The sequence below is a fragment of the Paenibacillus sp. FA6 genome (genome assembly GCF_051550225.1).
In the GTDB taxonomy this organism is placed as follows: domain Bacteria; phylum Bacillota; class Bacilli; order Paenibacillales; family Paenibacillaceae; genus Paenibacillus_AQ.
The window spans coordinates 5,774,986-5,789,044 of sequence record NZ_CP188820.1; the positions used below are offsets into that span (position 1 = coordinate 5,774,986).

The window sequence follows — 14,059 nt, forward strand, 5'->3', positions numbered from 1 at the left end:
TTCAAGAAACTTCTTGACATCATTAATATTGGGTGCTAATATATCATAGGTGCACGAGTAGTTGCGTCATGCCTGTTCTTTTGGAGGAATCGTAAAAGATGTCTAATGATAAAGGATTGCAGGATCTTCATGTTCGGATCGGCACTAAACAAACCACAAGAGCTGTGGAGTTGGGCCAAGCTACAGATGTTTATGTGGCATTAGATGCGGATCAACGGCTTATTTCAAAGATTGTAGCGCTGTGCGAGAAGCATAGTGTGAACATAACGTATGTGGATACCATGGTTGAATTGGGCGAAGCATGCAGCATTGAAGTGGGTGCAGCAATGGCTGCCGTCATTAAACAATAGTTTTGAGAGACGTTTTTGTATAGAAAGAGAAACATTCTTTCAGCAAGAACTTTTCATTTGTCTTTTTATGAACCGCCTGGCTCTGTGGACTTGGGATAAGGTTATAAAGGGACATTAATATGGGAAGGGGGTGGCAACAAAATGCCAACAATTAATCAGCTAGTTCGTAAAGGACGTCAATCTAAGATTTACAAGTCTAAATCCCCAGCATTGCATAAAGGGTATAACGCATTGAAGCGTGAAGAGACTGGATTGAACGCTCCACAAAAACGTGGCGTTTGCACGCGTGTAGGTACAATGACTCCACGTAAACCAAACTCCGCACTTCGTAAATATGCCCGTGTTCGTTTGACGAATCGCATAGAGGTGACTGCTTATATTCCAGGAATCGGACACAACTTGCAAGAGCACAGTGTCGTATTGGTTCGTGGAGGAAAAGTGAAGGATCTTGCAGGAGTACGTTATCACATCGTTCGCGGTGCACTTGATACTGCAGGTGTTAACAACCGGATGCAAGCTCGTTCCAAGTACGGTACGAAACGTCCGAAGGTCAAAAAATAATAGTGAATCCTCAAGGGTTCGATGATTTGAGAAAGGGGGATTTCCATGCCACGCAAGGGTCCAGTTACTAAAAGAGACGTATTACCAGATCCGTTGTATAACAGTAAATTAGTTACACGTCTAATCAACCGCATCATGATGGACGGTAAGAGAGGTACTGCTGCAACAATTCTATACAATGCGTTCAAGCTTATTCAAGAACGTACGGAGAAAGATCCGATGGAAGTGTTTGAAGCTGCTATCAAGAATATCATGCCAGTTCTAGAAGTTAAAGCTCGTCGTGTAGGTGGTTCTACCTACCAGGTACCACTAGAAGTGAAACCTGAGAGACGTACAGCTTTAGGTCTACGTTGGCTCGTGAACTACTCTCGCAACCGCGGTGAGAAGACTATGGAAGAACGTTTGGCGGCAGAAATTATTGATGCTTCCAACAACACAGGCGCTTCTGTTAAGAAACGCGAAGATACACACAAAATGGCTGAAGCGAACAAAGCGTTTGCTCACTATCGTTGGTAGAATCTGCTTTATAATAAATGATATATTGAAGGGAGACTATTTTTATGGCAAGAGAGTTCTCCTTGAATAATACACGTAATATTGGGATCATGGCTCATATTGACGCAGGTAAAACTACTACCACGGAGCGAATCTTGTTCTACACAGGCATAACGCACAAAATCGGTGAAACACACGAGGGTGCTGCGACTATGGACTGGATGGAGCAAGAACAAGAGCGCGGAATTACGATTACTTCCGCGGCTACCACCGCTTCTTGGAAAGGTCACCGCGTCAATATCATTGATACCCCGGGACACGTTGACTTCACAGTTGAAGTTGAACGGTCTCTTCGTGTGTTGGATGGGGCAGTAGGTGTGTTCAGTGCAAAAGAGGGCGTAGAGCCTCAGTCCGAAACCGTATGGAGACAGGCTGACCGTTATGGTGTACCACGTATTGCATACGTGAACAAGATGGATATTGTTGGTGCTGAGTTTCTAAATGTAATTGATGCTATGCGTGATCGTCTTCGTGCGAACGCGGTAGCGATTCAACTACCTATTGGTGCTGAAAACAACTTTATCGGTATTATTGACCTAATTGAGCAAAAAGCTCATATGTATAAAGATGATCTTGGTCAAAATATTGATGTTGTTGAAATACCAGAAGAATATAAGGCTCAAGCTGATGAACTTCGTGCAGAACTAGTCGAAAAAGTGGCAGAGTTGGACGAAGATTTGACAATGAAGTTTCTTGAGGGTGAAGAAATCACCATTCCTGAATTGAAAGCTGCACTTCGTAAAGGTGTTGTTGAAACGAAGATATTCCCAGTTATCTGTGGATCTTCTTATCGCAACAAGGGAGTTCAGTTGATGATGGATGCCGTTGTTGATTACCTTCCAGCACCAACCGATGTCCCTTCTATTATAGGTCACTTGGATGATGGTACAGAAACTGTTCGTCATTCTGATGATAGCGAGCCATTCTCAGCACTTGCATTTAAAATTATGACTGACCCTTACGTGGGTAAACTTACGTTCTTCCGTGTATATTCCGGTGTATTGAATTCCGGATCATATGTGCTGAATGCAACAAAAGGTAAACGCGAACGGATCGGACGTATCCTTCAAATGCATGCCAACAGCCGTCAAGAAATTTCTATAGTTTACTGTGGAGATATCGCGTCAGCTGTAGGATTGAAAGATACAAGCACAGGGGATACACTTTGTGATGAGAAATTCCCGGTAATTCTAGAATCAATGGACTTCCCGGATCCAGTTATCTCTATTGCAGTTGAACCTAAAACTAAAGCAGACCAAGATAAATTGGGTGTAGCTCTCGGTAAATTGACTGAAGAGGATCCAACATTACGTGCACATACAGATGAAGAGACAGGTCAAACGATTCTGGCAGGGATGGGTGAACTTCACCTAGACATCATCATCGAGCGTATGCGTCGTGAATTCAAAGTCGAAACCAATGTGGGTAAACCACAGGTTGCTTATCGTGAAACATTCCGTACGCCAGCACGTGTAGAAGGTAAGTTCGTACGTCAATCCGGTGGTCGTGGTCAATACGGTCATGTATGGGTTGAATTCGAACCACTTGAAGCAGGTACTGGTAACCAATTCGAAAGCAAGGTTGTCGGTGGATCTGTTCCTAGAGAATATGTCGCTCCAGCTCTTGCAGGAATTGAAGAAGGAATGAAGAATGGTGTCATTGCAGGTTTCCCACTTGTGGATGTTAAAGCAACCATCGTTGATGGTTCTTACCATGATGTCGATTCCAATGAAATGGCGTTTAAGGTAGCTGGTTCTTTGGCACTGAAAGCTGCTAAAGATAAGTGTAAGCCAGTTCTTCTTGAGCCAATCATGAAGGTTGAAGTTACCGTTCCGGAAGAGTACATGGGTGATGTAATGGGTCTTCTGAGTTCCCGTCGTGGACGGATCGAAGGTATGGACGCACGTGCAGGAGCACAAGTTGTTCGTGCTAAGGTTCCTCTTTCCGAAATGTTCGGATACTCGACAACACTTCGCTCTGGTACGCAAGGACGCGGTGTGTTCTCAATGGAGCTTTCTCATTATGAAGAAGTTCCGAAGAGTATTTCCGAAGAAATTGCTGCAAAGCATAAAGGTGAAGAATAAACCAAGTTTTCCATACAGAACAGAGTTAAAGGTGTAACTACCTTGCTCTGCGTTGTATGAACATAAACAATTTATATATTGAAGGAGGATGTATTTAAAATGGCAAAGGCTAAATTCGAACGTAATAAAACACACGTAAATATCGGTACTATTGGTCACGTCGATCATGGTAAAACGACTCTTACTGCTGCAATCACAACTGTATTGTCCAAGACTTACGGGGGTGCTGCTATAGCGTTTGATCAAATCGATAAAGCTCCAGAAGAGCGCGAACGTGGTATCACAATCTCTACATCTCACGTTGAGTATGAAACTCCTACTCGTCACTATGCACACGTTGACTGCCCAGGTCACGCCGACTATGTTAAGAACATGATCACTGGAGCTGCTCAAATGGACGGGGCTATTCTAGTTGTATCTGCAGCTGATGGACCTATGCCACAAACTCGCGAGCATATCCTATTGTCTCGTCAAGTTGGTGTTCCTTACATCGTTGTATTTTTGAACAAATGTGACGTTGTTGAAGACGAAGAGCTTCTTGAATTGGTTGAAATGGAAGTGCGTGACCTGTTGAATGAATATGATTTCCCAGGCGACGATACTCCAATTTTCAAGGGTTCAGCACGTGAAGCATTAGCTAATCCAGAAGGAGAATGGGCTCAAAAAATCATTGAAATGTTCAATGTTATTGACGTCTATGTTCCGGATCCAGTTCGTGACACTGATAAGCCTTTCTTGATGCCTATCGAAGATGTATTCTCTATCACTGGTCGTGGTACCGTTGCTACTGGTCGTGTAGAACGTGGTACTGTTAAAGTTGGAGAAGAAATCGAAATTATCGGTATTGTTGAAGAGTCTAAGAAATCAGTCGTTACTGGAGTAGAAATGTTCCGTAAATTGCTAGATTCCGCTCAAGCTGGTGACAACATCGGAGCATTGCTTCGTGGTGTTGACCGCACACAAATCGAGCGTGGTCAAGTACTTGCTAAACCAGGTACTGTTAAGCCACACACAGAATTCTCTGCACAAATTTACGTGTTGTCAAAAGAAGAAGGAGGACGTCATAAACCTTTCTTCACTGGTTACCGTCCACAGTTCTACTTCCGTACAACTGACGTAACAGGAGTTATCTCATTGCCAGAAGGTACTGAAATGGTTATGCCTGGTGATAACATCACTGTTACTGTTACATTGATCAACCCAATTGCGATCGAAGAAGGAACTAAGTTCTCTATTCGTGAAGGCGGACGTACTGTTGGTGCGGGTTCCGTTGCAAGCATTACTAAATAAAAAAGACTTCGTTCTTTAATCATAAGTAACAGTGTACTGTAACGAGCAACAATGTGATGTGAACGCAATGTAATAGAGGGTCTTGTCCTCAATGGATAAGACCCTCCATTTTCTATTAGATATGTTTGAGATAATACTTGCATTATATCTAACTATTATATATAATAATGAATGTTGTTCTGAGACGTTGCGATGAAGCGAGAGGTTACTGACACACCAGGCCCCTTTGCCATGGAGCGGTTGTTAGAAAATTTTCGCTGAGTATGTCCGATACCAAATTGGGCGATAAAAGGAGGGACTAAAATGGCAAAACAAAAAATTCGTATTCGTTTGAAGGCTTATGATCACAGAATTCTGGATCAATCCGCTGAGAAGATTGTTGAAACTGCAAAACGTTCGGGAGCTAGTGTATCCGGGCCGATTCCACTTCCAACTGAGAAGCAAATCATTACCGTTCTCCGTGCGGTACACAAGTATAAGGATTCGCGGGAACAGTTCGAGCAACGCACACATAAGCGTTTGATCGACATTGTGAACCCGACTCCACAAACTGTGGATGCCTTAATGCGCTTGGACCTACCGTCCGGTGTAGATATTGAAATAAAATTATAATATGTAAGAAATAAAATTTTTAAACGAAAAGAGGTGTCAACATGAAAGGTATCTTAGGAAGAAAACTCGGGATGACTCAAGTATTTACCCCTGAAGGTAATGTAATTCCTGTAACAGTAATTGAAGCAGGACCTTGTGTTGTTTTGCAAAAGAAAGACCTAGAGAACGATGGCTATGAAGCAGTTCAACTAGGCTTTTCCGATAAAAAGGAAAGAAACGCGATCAAACCTGAAATAGGTCATGCGAAAAAGGCAAACACTGCGCCTAAGCGCTACGTTCGCGAAATTCGCGGGATTGACTCCACAACTGTTGAAGTGGGTCAAGAATTGAAAGCTGATGTATTCACTGTAGGTGAATTTGTTGACGTAACAGGTACTTCTAAAGGTAAAGGTTTCCAAGGTGTAATTAAACGTTGGGGACAAAGCCGCGGACCAATGTCTCACGGATCGCGTTATCACCGTAGACCAGGTTCCATGGGTTCCATTCAAGCGAACCGTGTTCCTAAAGGTAAAAAGCTTGCAGGACATATGGGGCATACAACTATTACTGTTCAAAGACTGGAAGTTATCAAAGTGGATGTAGAACGTAATGTTCTTCTCATTAAAGGTGCTATTCCGGGTCCGAGAAACAGCTATGTGAAAATTAAAGAAACGGTGAAGAAATAATCACCTCTAGAAAGGAGAAACAACAATGCCCAAATTAGTCCTCTTTAATATCGGCGGAAGTGAAGTAGGAGAAGTGGAATTGAGTGACACTGTATTCGGTATCGAACCGAATGTACATGTTATGAATCAAGCTGTCTTACTACAAAGAGCTTCGTTACGTCGTGGTACTCACAAAGTTAAAGGACGTTCTGAAGTACGTGGCGGCGGACGTAAGCCTTGGAAACAAAAAGGTACAGGTCGTGCACGTCAAGGTACAATTCGTGCGCCTCAGTGGAAGGGCGGCGGTGTAGTATTTGGACCAACACCACGCAGTTATACTTTCAAACTGCCTAAAAAGGTTCGTCGTTTGGCAATTAAATCAGCGTTGTCTTCCAAATTGATCAGTAATGATATTATTGTTCTGGACGCATTGACGTTGAGTTCACCAAAAACGAAAGAATTTGCAGCAATTTTGAGTAATTTGAAAGTCGATCGTAAAGCACTGATTGTAACACCTGCTTATGATGATACAGTGGCTCTGTCCGCTCGTAACATTCCAGGTGTGAAGTTTGTAGCAGCGGACGGCATTAATGTCCTTGACGTACTATTGTACGACAAGTTGATTATTACGAAGGAAGCAGTTCTGAAGGTAGAGGAGGTGTTCGCGTAATGAAGGATCCTCGCGATGTGATTAAGCGTCCGGTTATTACGGAACGTACGGCCGAATATATGAGCGACTTGAAATACGCTTTTGAAGTCGAACTCCGTGCTAATAAAACCGAGATTAAACAAGCTATTGAAGCTATTTTCAAGGTTAAAGTAACAAATGTTAACACGATGCGTGTTCCGCAAAAACCTAAACGTTATGGTAAATATTCTGGTTACAGATCAGAATGGAAGAAAGCTATTGTAACGCTTAGCAAAGATAGTAAGCCGCTTGAATTTTTTGAAGCAGTAGAGTAATAAAATCGCTAAAGTAAGGAGGGAAATTCAGTGCCAATTAAAAAGTATAAACCGACTTCCCCGGCTAGAAGACACATGTCTGTGTCTACGTTTGAAGAAATAACAACAAACGAACCGGAGAAATCCTTGTTGACCCCACTATTCAAACATGCGGGTCGCAATAACCAAGGTAAAATTACTGTTCGTCACCATGGCGGCGGACATAAGCGTAAATACCGTATTATTGACTTTAAACGGACTAAAGACGGCATACCAGGTCGCGTTGCTACGATTGAATACGATCCGAACCGTACTTCCAATATTGCTCTGATCCATTATGCAGACGGAGAGAAACGTTACATTATCGCTCCTCAAGGTCTCAAGGTGGGAGATGCAATCGAGTCAGGACCTACTTCTGATATCAAGATTGGTAATGCTCTTCCTTTAGGGAACATTCCAGTGGGTACTGTAATTCATAATATTGAATTGCAACCAGGTAAAGGTGGACAATTGGTTCGCGCAGCTGGTACTGAGGCTCAACTTCTTGGTAAAGAAGAAAAGTACGTAACTGTACGCTTGTCTTCTGGTGAAGTTCGTCACATCCTTAAAACTTGTCGTGCTACAATCGGTTCTGTGGGTAATGGAGACCACGAACTAATTAAGATTGGTAAAGCAGGACGTAGTCGTTGGTTGGGCAATCGTCCAACAGTACGCGGAGTAGTAATGAACCCTAACGATCACCCACACGGTGGTGGTGAAGGACGTGCTCCAATTGGTCGTAAATCACCATTGTCTCCATGGGGTAAACCAACTCTTGGTTACAAGACACGTAAAAAAGGTAAAGCTTCTGACAAATATATCGTTCGTGGCCGCACGAAATAATGCACGTTGTGCATAACATTGTGAAGTTTGCGAAAGTAACGAGAAGATTTGATGAAGGGAGGATTCACATATGAGTCGAAGTTTAAAAAAGGGACCTTTCGTTGATGGTTACTTGTTGAAAAAGGTAGAAGTGATGGAAGATTCGGCTAAAAAGGCAGTTATTAAGACTTGGTCCCGTCGCTCCACTATTTTCCCGCAGTTCATTGGATTTACATTCGGTGTATATGATGGACGCAAACACGTTCCAGTATACGTAACGGAAGATATGGTAGGACACAAATTGGGCGAGTTCGCTCCAACTCGTACTTACAGAAGTCATTCGGATGACGATAAAAAAACAAGAAGATAATATTTTAAGCTCTTTGTCTGAGAGGAGGTAACACAATGGAAGCAAAAGCACATGCTAAATCTATTCGGATTTCAGCACGTAAAGTTCAATTAGTAATTGACTTGATACGTGGTAAAGAAGTTGGCACTGCAATCGCAATTCTTCGCCACACTCCGAAAGCCGCTTCCCCGGTTGTGGAAAAATTGTTGAACTCAGCGATTGCTAATGCTGAGCACAATTATTCACTAGATATTAACAAATTGTTTGTTAGTGAAGTTTATGTCAACCAAGGGCCGACGATGAAACGTTTCCGTCCTCGTGCGATGGGACGTGCTAGCAAGATAAATAAACGCACTAGCCACATTTCTTTAGTGGTATCTGAGAAATAAGGGAGGGATAACGAGTGGGTCAAAAAGTAAATCCGATTGGATTGCGTGTAGGTATTATTCGTGACTGGGAATCTAAGTGGTTCGCAGGCAAGGATTTCGGTACTCTATTGGTTGAAGACTTTAAAATTCGTGATTACGTTAAGGCTAAATTAAAAGATTCAGCTGTCTCCCATATTGAAATTGAGAGAGCTGCTAATCGAGTGAACGTTACTATTCATACTGCGAAACCTGGTATGGTTATTGGTAAGGGTGGTGCTGAAGTAGAAGTACTTCGTAGCCAAATTACTAAAATCGCTGATGGTAAAAAAGTTCACATTAACATATCGGAAATCAAACACCCTGAACTGGACGCTATTCTAGTTGCAGAAAGCATTGCACAACAATTGGAACGTCGTGTTTCATTCCGTCGTGCTTTGAAACAAGCAATGCAAAGAACTATGCGCTCTGGAGCAAAAGGGATTAAAACACAAGTCAGCGGACGTCTCGGCGGTGCTGAGATAGCTCGTTCGGAAGGCTACAGCGAAGGAACTGTTCCACTTCATACGCTTCGTGCTGATATTGACTATGGTACAGCTGAAGCAGCTACTACTTTTGGTCTTATCGGAGTGAAGGTATGGATCTATCGTGGAGAGGTTCTTCCTACGGCTAAGAAACAGGCTGCACAGGAAGGAGGCAACTAATCATGTTGGTACCAAAACGTGTAAAACACCGCAAGCAACAACGCGGACATATGAGAGGTCAAGCTAAAGGCGGAACTGAATTGAACTTCGGTGAATTCGGACTAGTAGCTCTTGAACCATCATGGATTACGAACCGTCAGATTGAAGCTGCGCGTATTGCTATGACGCGGTACATCAAGCGGGGCGGTAAAGTATGGATCAAAATTTTCCCAGATAAGCCAGTTACTCAGAAGCCTCTAGAAGTACGTATGGGTAGTGGTAAAGGTAACGTGGAAAAATGGGTAGCAGTAGTTAAACCTGGAAAAATCATGTTTGAACTTGGTGGAGTGCCGGAAGATATTGCTCGCGAAGCGATGCGTCTTGCAGCTCATAAGCTACCAATCAAAACAAAGTTTATAAAACGTGAAGAAGTGGGTGGTGAAGCAAATGAAAGCCAGTGAATTTCGTAACTTAACCTCCGCTGAGATAGAACAAAAAATATCCGGATTTAAAGAAGAACTCTTTAATCTCCGTTTTCAACTGGCTACTGGCCAGCTTGACAACCCAACTCGGATACGTGATGTTCGTAAAGAAATAGCTCGTGCTAAAACTATTATCCATGAAAGATTACTTGGAATTAGTTAATTGAATCGGACTGATGTTGTCTATATTCAGGAAGGAGGCTTACAATGAGTGAGGAACGTAATGCTCGAAAAGTACAATTCGGTAAAGTAGTTAGTGACAAGATGGATAAAACGATTGTTGTCGCTATTGAAACTCATAAAAAGCATAACTTGTATCACAAGCGTATTAAGTATACTAAGAAATTTAAAGCGCATGATGAGAACAATACTGCGAAAATCGGTGATTTCGTTAAAATCATGGAAACACGTCCACTATCTAAGGATAAACGCTGGAGATTAGTCGAAATCGTAGAAAAAGCGATTATTATCTAAACTTTAGTACCTTTTGTTCGAAAGGAGGAAATATAAATGATTCAACCATTTACACGTTTGCATGTTGCCGACAACTCCGGAGCGAAAGAACTGATGTGTATCCGAGTTCTAGGCGGAACAGGTCGTCGTACAGCTGCAATTGGAGATATGATCGTATGTTCTGTCAAACAAGCAACACCAGGCGGCGTTGTCAAAAAGGGTGATGTTGTTAGAGCGGTTGTAGTTCGTACAAGACGTACGGTTCGCCGTAAAGACGGTTCCTATATCACATTTGATGAGAATGCAGCAGTTGTTGTTAAAGACGATAAGAGCCCACGCGGAACTCGTATTTTCGGACCTGTTGCTCGCGAACTTCGCGACAGAGATTTCATGAAGATCGTTTCCTTGGCTCCAGAAGTTATCTAATACAAATAACCTTTAACTTGCAACATATAGCAAGCCGCAGGAGGTGTAATAAATGCCAAAAGTGAAAAAAGTTTTAGAATCGTATAACCACAAGCTGCATGTCAAAAAAGATGATACAGTGATGGTAATCAGCGGAAAAGACAAAGGCAAAAAAGGTCGTGTCATCGCAGCTTACCCCCGTCATAACCGCGTCTTGATTGAAGGTGTGAACATGGTGAAGAAACACCAAAAGCCTAACCAATCTAATCCGCAAGGCGGTATCATTGAACAAGAAGCAGCAATTCACGTTTCAAACGTGATGCATATTGATCCAAAGAGCGGAAAAGTAACTCGTATCGGATACAAAGTATTGGATAACGGACAGAAGGTTCGCATAGCGAAAAAATCCGGAGAAGTTATCGACTAATCGAATAGTGAAGAAAGGAGGTTTGTAATTCATGGCAGTAAGACTAAAAGACCGTTACCTGAACGAAATAACACCTGCTTTGATGCAGAAGTTTAACTATACAACAGTTATGCAAGTTCCTAAGGTTGAGAAGGTTGTCATCAACATGGGTGTTGGTGAAGCAGTTTCTAACTCTAAAGTGCTTGATGCCGCTGTTAGCGACATGCAAATGATTTCTGGTCAAAAGCCAGTCATTACTAAATCAAAGAAATCCATTGCTGGATTTAAATTGCGCGAAAATATGCCGATTGGTGTAAAAGTAACTCTACGCGGTGAACGTATGTATTATTTCTTGGATAAATTGTTCAGTATTACTCTTCCACGTGTTCGTGATTTCCACGGTGTATCAAGCAAAGCGTTTGATGGCCGCGGTAACTATACACTTGGTCTTAAAGAACAATTGATCTTCCCAGAAATTGAATATGATAAGATTGATAAGATTCGTGGTATGGATATCGTTATTGTAACGACAGCGAATACTGATGAAGAGTCCCGCGAGCTGCTCGCTCAAATGGGAATGCCTTTTGCGAAATAATTTCGCAAATCCATTTCTCCGAAAATTATTAGGAGGTGTCAGTCTAAGTGGCAAAAACGTCAATGATAGTGAAACAACAACGTACACCTAAGTTTAAAGTGCGTGGATATACAAGATGCGAACGTTGCGGCCGTCCACACTCGGTCCTGCAAAAGTTTAAAATTTGCAGAATTTGTTTCCGTGAATTAGCTCATGCAGGCCAGATTCCTGGCGTGAAAAAAGCAAGCTGGTAAGAAGTCCATAAACGGGAAGGAGGTTTACACACATGACTATGTCTGATCCAATTGCAGATATGCTAACTCGTATTCGTAACGCTAATACAGTACGTCACGAAACGGTAGAAATGCCTGCTTCAACGATGAAGAAACAAATCGCTGATATTTTAAAGCGTGAAGGCTTCATTCGTGATGCAGAAGTTGTTGCTGACAACAAACAAGGGATAATCCGTATTTTCTTGAAATATGGACAAAATAACGAACGCGTTATAACTGGTTTGAAGAGAATCAGTAAACCAGGCCTCCGCGTGTACACGAAAAGCACAGAAGTTCCTCGTGTTCTAGGCGGTCTAGGTATTGCGATCATTTCTACTTCAAAAGGGATTATGACCGATAAAGAAGCTCGACAATCAAAAGCTGGCGGAGAAGTTGTCTGCTACGTTTGGTAATATAATGTCACAAGACAAGGAGGTGCAACATATATGTCACGTATTGGTCGTAAACCAATCACAGTACCAAGTGGTGTAGAAATCACTTTGAACAGCTCTGTTATCACAGTAAAAGGACCTAAAGGAACTTTGACTCGTGAACTTCATAAAGATATGAAAGTATCCCTAGATAATAATGAAATTCTTGTTGAGCGTCCATCCGACAACAAATTGCATCGTTCTCTACACGGCACAACCCGCACCGTTGTCTCCAATATGGTAAGTGGTGTAACTGAAGGGTTTACTAAATCTCTGGAATTGGTTGGGGTCGGATATCGTGCAAGCAAATCCGGAGATAATATCGTATTGAACGTTGGTTACTCTCACCCTGTTGAAATCACTCCAGAATTAGGAATCGAATTCGAAGTGCCTGTAAACACAAAGATTATTGTAAAAGGGATCGATAAAGAACGTGTAGGTGCTTACGCTGCCCAAATCCGTTCTGTACGTAAACCTGAACCTTATAAAGGTAAAGGAATTAAGTACGAAGGTGAACGCATTATCCGTAAGGAAGGTAAAGCTGGTAAGAAGAAATAAGTTATTATTACTTATTTTCGATTTACCCTTTGCGTTTTACAGTGGAGCTTTGAAGGCAAACTGAAAGGAGTGAAAAGGAATTTATGATTACAAAACAAGATAAGAACAAGGCTCGTGTGAGAAGACATCTTCGTGTTCGTAAGAAAATTACTGGAACAGCTGAACGTCCTCGTCTCAACGTTTTTCGTTCTTCCAAACATATCTATGCTCAATTAATCGATGACGTAGCTGGTGTTACAATAGTAGCAGCATCAACGGTAGACAAAGAATTGAGTGAAGGAATCACCAATGGAGCTAACGTAGAATCCGCTCGCAAAGTTGGAGAACTCGTAGCTAAACGTGCGAAAGATAAAGGTTATGCTTCGGTTGTTTTTGACCGCGGAGGTTACTTATACCACGGACGGATTCAAGCACTTGCTGACGCAGCTCGCGAAGCTGGCTTAGAATTCTAAGATATTTTTAAAAAAGGAGGTTAACGACTTGCGTGTAGATCCGAATACTTTAGAACTGACTGAAAGAGTTGTAAATATTAACCGCGTAGCAAAAGTTGTAAAAGGCGGACGCCGTTTTAGCTTCAGCGCGTTAGTAGTTGTCGGCGATGGCAATGGTTATGTTGGCGCCGGTATCGGTAAAGCAGGCGAAGTACCTGATGCGATTCGCAAAGGTATTGAAGATGCTAAGAAAAATCTAATTCATGTTCCGATCGTAGGAACTTCGATTCCTCACCTTGTTACTGGTAAGTTCGGAGCTGGTCTAGTTTTATTGAAACCAGCATCTGAAGGTACTGGAGTAATTGCTGGCGGTCCTGTACGTGCTGTACTTGAACTTGCTGGTGTTGGTGATATCTTAACAAAATCTTTGGGTTCTTCGAATTCCATGAATATGGTCAACGCAACTCTAGAGGGCTTGTCCCGTCTGAAACGCGCTGAGGATGTTGCGAAATTACGCGGCAAATCCGTCGAAGAATTGCTCGGTTAAGGAGGGAAAGTCATGACAAAATTACAAATTACCCTCGTCCGTAGCTTGATTGGTCGTCCAGAAGATCAACGTGCGACTGTCACCACATTAGGTTTGAAAAAACTTAATAAAACTGTTGTTCATAACGACAATCCCGCGATTCGCGGAATGATTAATAAAGTGTCCCATTTAGTAAAAGTTACTGAAATCGAAGGTTAATTCACC

25 protein-coding genes are annotated in these 14,059 nt (G+C 42.3%); all 25 read left to right on the forward strand.

Annotated features, from left to right (window positions below; translation table 11 throughout):
- The first annotated feature begins 98 nt into the window (after positions 1 to 98).
- The 25 genes from ACP8HI_RS25875 to rpmD all read left to right on the forward strand — a co-directional run bounded on the left by ACP8HI_RS25875 (position 99) and on the right by rpmD (position 14,053).
- Positions 99 to 350 carry a ribosomal L7Ae/L30e/S12e/Gadd45 family protein gene (locus tag ACP8HI_RS25875; protein WP_438348963.1) on the forward strand — a complete coding sequence of 84 codons (252 nt, stop codon included), beginning with the start codon at positions 99 to 101 and terminating at the stop codon, positions 348 to 350.
- Between the two features lie 141 nt (positions 351 to 491).
- Entirely contained in the window at positions 492 to 911 is a 420-nt protein-coding gene (gene rpsL, locus ACP8HI_RS25880) for a 30S ribosomal protein S12 (RefSeq protein WP_438348964.1), read from the forward strand.
- Between the two features lie 45 nt (positions 912 to 956).
- Positions 957 to 1,427 carry a 30S ribosomal protein S7 gene (rpsG, locus tag ACP8HI_RS25885; RefSeq protein ID WP_438348965.1) on the forward strand — a complete coding sequence of 157 codons (471 nt, stop codon included), beginning with the start codon at positions 957 to 959 and terminating at the stop codon, positions 1,425 to 1,427.
- A gap of 44 nt (positions 1,428 to 1,471) precedes the next feature.
- Positions 1,472 to 3,550, forward strand: a complete 2,079-nt coding sequence (gene fusA / locus ACP8HI_RS25890) for an elongation factor G (RefSeq protein ID WP_438348966.1) — start codon at positions 1,472 to 1,474, stop codon at positions 3,548 to 3,550.
- Positions 3,551 to 3,649: 99 nt separating this feature from the next.
- Complete coding sequence (tuf, locus tag ACP8HI_RS25895) at positions 3,650 to 4,840, forward strand: elongation factor Tu (protein WP_438348967.1); 1,191 nt, start codon at positions 3,650 to 3,652, stop codon at positions 4,838 to 4,840.
- Between the two features lie 303 nt (positions 4,841 to 5,143).
- Positions 5,144 to 5,452, forward strand: coding sequence for a 30S ribosomal protein S10 (gene rpsJ / locus ACP8HI_RS25900; RefSeq protein ID WP_102715347.1), 309 nt, complete (start codon positions 5,144 to 5,146; stop codon positions 5,450 to 5,452).
- A gap of 41 nt (positions 5,453 to 5,493) precedes the next feature.
- The gene (rplC, locus tag ACP8HI_RS25905; protein WP_438348968.1) at positions 5,494 to 6,117 is read left to right on the forward strand and encodes a 50S ribosomal protein L3; all 624 of its coding nucleotides are present in this window, start codon (positions 5,494 to 5,496) and stop codon (positions 6,115 to 6,117) included.
- Between the two features lie 25 nt (positions 6,118 to 6,142).
- The gene (gene rplD, locus ACP8HI_RS25910; protein ID WP_438348969.1) at positions 6,143 to 6,766 is read left to right on the forward strand and encodes a 50S ribosomal protein L4; all 624 of its coding nucleotides are present in this window, start codon (positions 6,143 to 6,145) and stop codon (positions 6,764 to 6,766) included.
- Positions 6,766 to 7,059, forward strand: coding sequence for a 50S ribosomal protein L23 (gene rplW, locus ACP8HI_RS25915; protein ID WP_438348970.1), 294 nt, complete (start codon positions 6,766 to 6,768; stop codon positions 7,057 to 7,059). Before rplD ends, rplW begins: the two co-directional genes overlap by 1 nt.
- Before the next feature lie 30 nt (positions 7,060 to 7,089).
- The gene (gene rplB / locus ACP8HI_RS25920) at positions 7,090 to 7,920 is read left to right on the forward strand and encodes a 50S ribosomal protein L2 (RefSeq protein WP_438348971.1); all 831 of its coding nucleotides are present in this window, start codon (positions 7,090 to 7,092) and stop codon (positions 7,918 to 7,920) included.
- Between the two features lie 70 nt (positions 7,921 to 7,990).
- Positions 7,991 to 8,269, forward strand: coding sequence for a 30S ribosomal protein S19 (rpsS, locus tag ACP8HI_RS25925; RefSeq protein ID WP_438348972.1), 279 nt, complete (start codon positions 7,991 to 7,993; stop codon positions 8,267 to 8,269).
- A gap of 35 nt (positions 8,270 to 8,304) precedes the next feature.
- Complete coding sequence (gene rplV, locus ACP8HI_RS25930) at positions 8,305 to 8,637, forward strand: 50S ribosomal protein L22 (protein ID WP_438348973.1); 333 nt, start codon at positions 8,305 to 8,307, stop codon at positions 8,635 to 8,637.
- A 14-nt stretch (positions 8,638 to 8,651) separates the two neighbouring features.
- On the forward strand, positions 8,652 to 9,317 hold the full coding sequence (gene rpsC / locus ACP8HI_RS25935) for a 30S ribosomal protein S3 (RefSeq protein ID WP_438348974.1): 666 nt from the start codon (positions 8,652 to 8,654) through the stop codon (positions 9,315 to 9,317).
- Between the two features lie 2 nt (positions 9,318 to 9,319).
- Positions 9,320 to 9,757: a 50S ribosomal protein L16 gene (gene rplP / locus ACP8HI_RS25940; RefSeq protein WP_438348975.1), complete on the forward strand. Its 438-nt coding sequence runs from the start codon at positions 9,320 to 9,322 to the stop codon at positions 9,755 to 9,757.
- Complete coding sequence (gene rpmC, locus ACP8HI_RS25945) at positions 9,744 to 9,941, forward strand: 50S ribosomal protein L29 (protein WP_438348976.1); 198 nt, start codon at positions 9,744 to 9,746, stop codon at positions 9,939 to 9,941. Before rplP ends, rpmC begins: the two co-directional genes overlap by 14 nt.
- A gap of 44 nt (positions 9,942 to 9,985) precedes the next feature.
- The gene (gene rpsQ / locus ACP8HI_RS25950; protein ID WP_438348977.1) at positions 9,986 to 10,252 is read left to right on the forward strand and encodes a 30S ribosomal protein S17; all 267 of its coding nucleotides are present in this window, start codon (positions 9,986 to 9,988) and stop codon (positions 10,250 to 10,252) included.
- A 36-nt stretch (positions 10,253 to 10,288) separates the two neighbouring features.
- Positions 10,289 to 10,657 carry a 50S ribosomal protein L14 gene (gene rplN / locus ACP8HI_RS25955; protein WP_438348978.1) on the forward strand — a complete coding sequence of 123 codons (369 nt, stop codon included), beginning with the start codon at positions 10,289 to 10,291 and terminating at the stop codon, positions 10,655 to 10,657.
- A 52-nt stretch (positions 10,658 to 10,709) separates the two neighbouring features.
- The gene (gene rplX / locus ACP8HI_RS25960; RefSeq protein WP_438348979.1) at positions 10,710 to 11,063 is read left to right on the forward strand and encodes a 50S ribosomal protein L24; all 354 of its coding nucleotides are present in this window, start codon (positions 10,710 to 10,712) and stop codon (positions 11,061 to 11,063) included.
- 31 nt (positions 11,064 to 11,094) lie between these two features.
- Complete coding sequence (rplE, locus tag ACP8HI_RS25965) at positions 11,095 to 11,637, forward strand: 50S ribosomal protein L5 (protein WP_438348980.1); 543 nt, start codon at positions 11,095 to 11,097, stop codon at positions 11,635 to 11,637.
- Positions 11,638 to 11,684: 47 nt separating this feature from the next.
- Positions 11,685 to 11,870, forward strand: coding sequence for a type Z 30S ribosomal protein S14 (locus ACP8HI_RS25970; protein ID WP_068591169.1), 186 nt, complete (start codon positions 11,685 to 11,687; stop codon positions 11,868 to 11,870).
- A 32-nt stretch (positions 11,871 to 11,902) separates the two neighbouring features.
- On the forward strand, positions 11,903 to 12,301 hold the full coding sequence (gene rpsH / locus ACP8HI_RS25975; RefSeq protein ID WP_438348981.1) for a 30S ribosomal protein S8: 399 nt from the start codon (positions 11,903 to 11,905) through the stop codon (positions 12,299 to 12,301).
- 33 nt (positions 12,302 to 12,334) lie between these two features.
- Positions 12,335 to 12,877: a 50S ribosomal protein L6 gene (rplF, locus tag ACP8HI_RS25980; protein WP_438348982.1), complete on the forward strand. Its 543-nt coding sequence runs from the start codon at positions 12,335 to 12,337 to the stop codon at positions 12,875 to 12,877.
- An 83-nt stretch (positions 12,878 to 12,960) separates the two neighbouring features.
- Positions 12,961 to 13,329, forward strand: coding sequence for a 50S ribosomal protein L18 (gene rplR / locus ACP8HI_RS25985; protein ID WP_438348983.1), 369 nt, complete (start codon positions 12,961 to 12,963; stop codon positions 13,327 to 13,329).
- 28 nt (positions 13,330 to 13,357) lie between these two features.
- Positions 13,358 to 13,855 carry a 30S ribosomal protein S5 gene (gene rpsE, locus ACP8HI_RS25990; protein ID WP_438348984.1) on the forward strand — a complete coding sequence of 166 codons (498 nt, stop codon included), beginning with the start codon at positions 13,358 to 13,360 and terminating at the stop codon, positions 13,853 to 13,855.
- Positions 13,856 to 13,867: 12 nt separating this feature from the next.
- Complete coding sequence (rpmD, locus tag ACP8HI_RS25995; protein WP_438348985.1) at positions 13,868 to 14,053, forward strand: 50S ribosomal protein L30; 186 nt, start codon at positions 13,868 to 13,870, stop codon at positions 14,051 to 14,053.
- Positions 14,054 to 14,059: the final 6 nt, after the last annotated feature.

Excerpts from the sequence above, each read along its gene's own strand:
- rpsQ (WP_438348977.1), top strand. The coding sequence starts at position 9,986 with ATGAGTGAGGAACGTAATGCTCGAAAAGTACAATTCGGTAAAGTAGTT.
- fusA (WP_438348966.1), top strand. The coding sequence starts at position 1,472 with ATGGCAAGAGAGTTCTCCTTGAATAATACACGTAATATTGGGATCATG.
- ACP8HI_RS25875 (WP_438348963.1), top strand. The coding sequence starts at position 99 with ATGTCTAATGATAAAGGATTGCAGGATCTTCATGTTCGGATCGGCACT.
- rplR (WP_438348983.1), top strand. The coding sequence starts at position 12,961 with ATGATTACAAAACAAGATAAGAACAAGGCTCGTGTGAGAAGACATCTT.
- rplE (WP_438348980.1), top strand. The coding sequence starts at position 11,095 with ATGGCAGTAAGACTAAAAGACCGTTACCTGAACGAAATAACACCTGCT.
- rpmC (WP_438348976.1), top strand. The coding sequence starts at position 9,744 with ATGAAAGCCAGTGAATTTCGTAACTTAACCTCCGCTGAGATAGAACAA.
- rpsS (WP_438348972.1), top strand. The coding sequence starts at position 7,991 with ATGAGTCGAAGTTTAAAAAAGGGACCTTTCGTTGATGGTTACTTGTTG.
- rplD (WP_438348969.1), top strand. The coding sequence starts at position 6,143 with ATGCCCAAATTAGTCCTCTTTAATATCGGCGGAAGTGAAGTAGGAGAA.
- rplW (WP_438348970.1), top strand. The coding sequence starts at position 6,766 with ATGAAGGATCCTCGCGATGTGATTAAGCGTCCGGTTATTACGGAACGT.
- rplF (WP_438348982.1), top strand. The coding sequence starts at position 12,335 with ATGTCACGTATTGGTCGTAAACCAATCACAGTACCAAGTGGTGTAGAA.
- rplX (WP_438348979.1), top strand. The coding sequence starts at position 10,710 with ATGCCAAAAGTGAAAAAAGTTTTAGAATCGTATAACCACAAGCTGCAT.
- rpsH (WP_438348981.1), top strand. The coding sequence starts at position 11,903 with ATGACTATGTCTGATCCAATTGCAGATATGCTAACTCGTATTCGTAAC.
- rpsJ (WP_102715347.1), top strand. The coding sequence starts at position 5,144 with ATGGCAAAACAAAAAATTCGTATTCGTTTGAAGGCTTATGATCACAGA.
- rplN (WP_438348978.1), top strand. The coding sequence starts at position 10,289 with ATGATTCAACCATTTACACGTTTGCATGTTGCCGACAACTCCGGAGCG.
- rpsL (WP_438348964.1), top strand. The coding sequence starts at position 492 with ATGCCAACAATTAATCAGCTAGTTCGTAAAGGACGTCAATCTAAGATT.
- rpmD (WP_438348985.1), top strand. The coding sequence starts at position 13,868 with ATGACAAAATTACAAATTACCCTCGTCCGTAGCTTGATTGGTCGTCCA.
- tuf (WP_438348967.1), top strand. The coding sequence starts at position 3,650 with ATGGCAAAGGCTAAATTCGAACGTAATAAAACACACGTAAATATCGGT.
- rplV (WP_438348973.1), top strand. The coding sequence starts at position 8,305 with ATGGAAGCAAAAGCACATGCTAAATCTATTCGGATTTCAGCACGTAAA.
- rplC (WP_438348968.1), top strand. The coding sequence starts at position 5,494 with ATGAAAGGTATCTTAGGAAGAAAACTCGGGATGACTCAAGTATTTACC.
- rplP (WP_438348975.1), top strand. The coding sequence starts at position 9,320 with ATGTTGGTACCAAAACGTGTAAAACACCGCAAGCAACAACGCGGACAT.
- rpsG (WP_438348965.1), top strand. The coding sequence starts at position 957 with ATGCCACGCAAGGGTCCAGTTACTAAAAGAGACGTATTACCAGATCCG.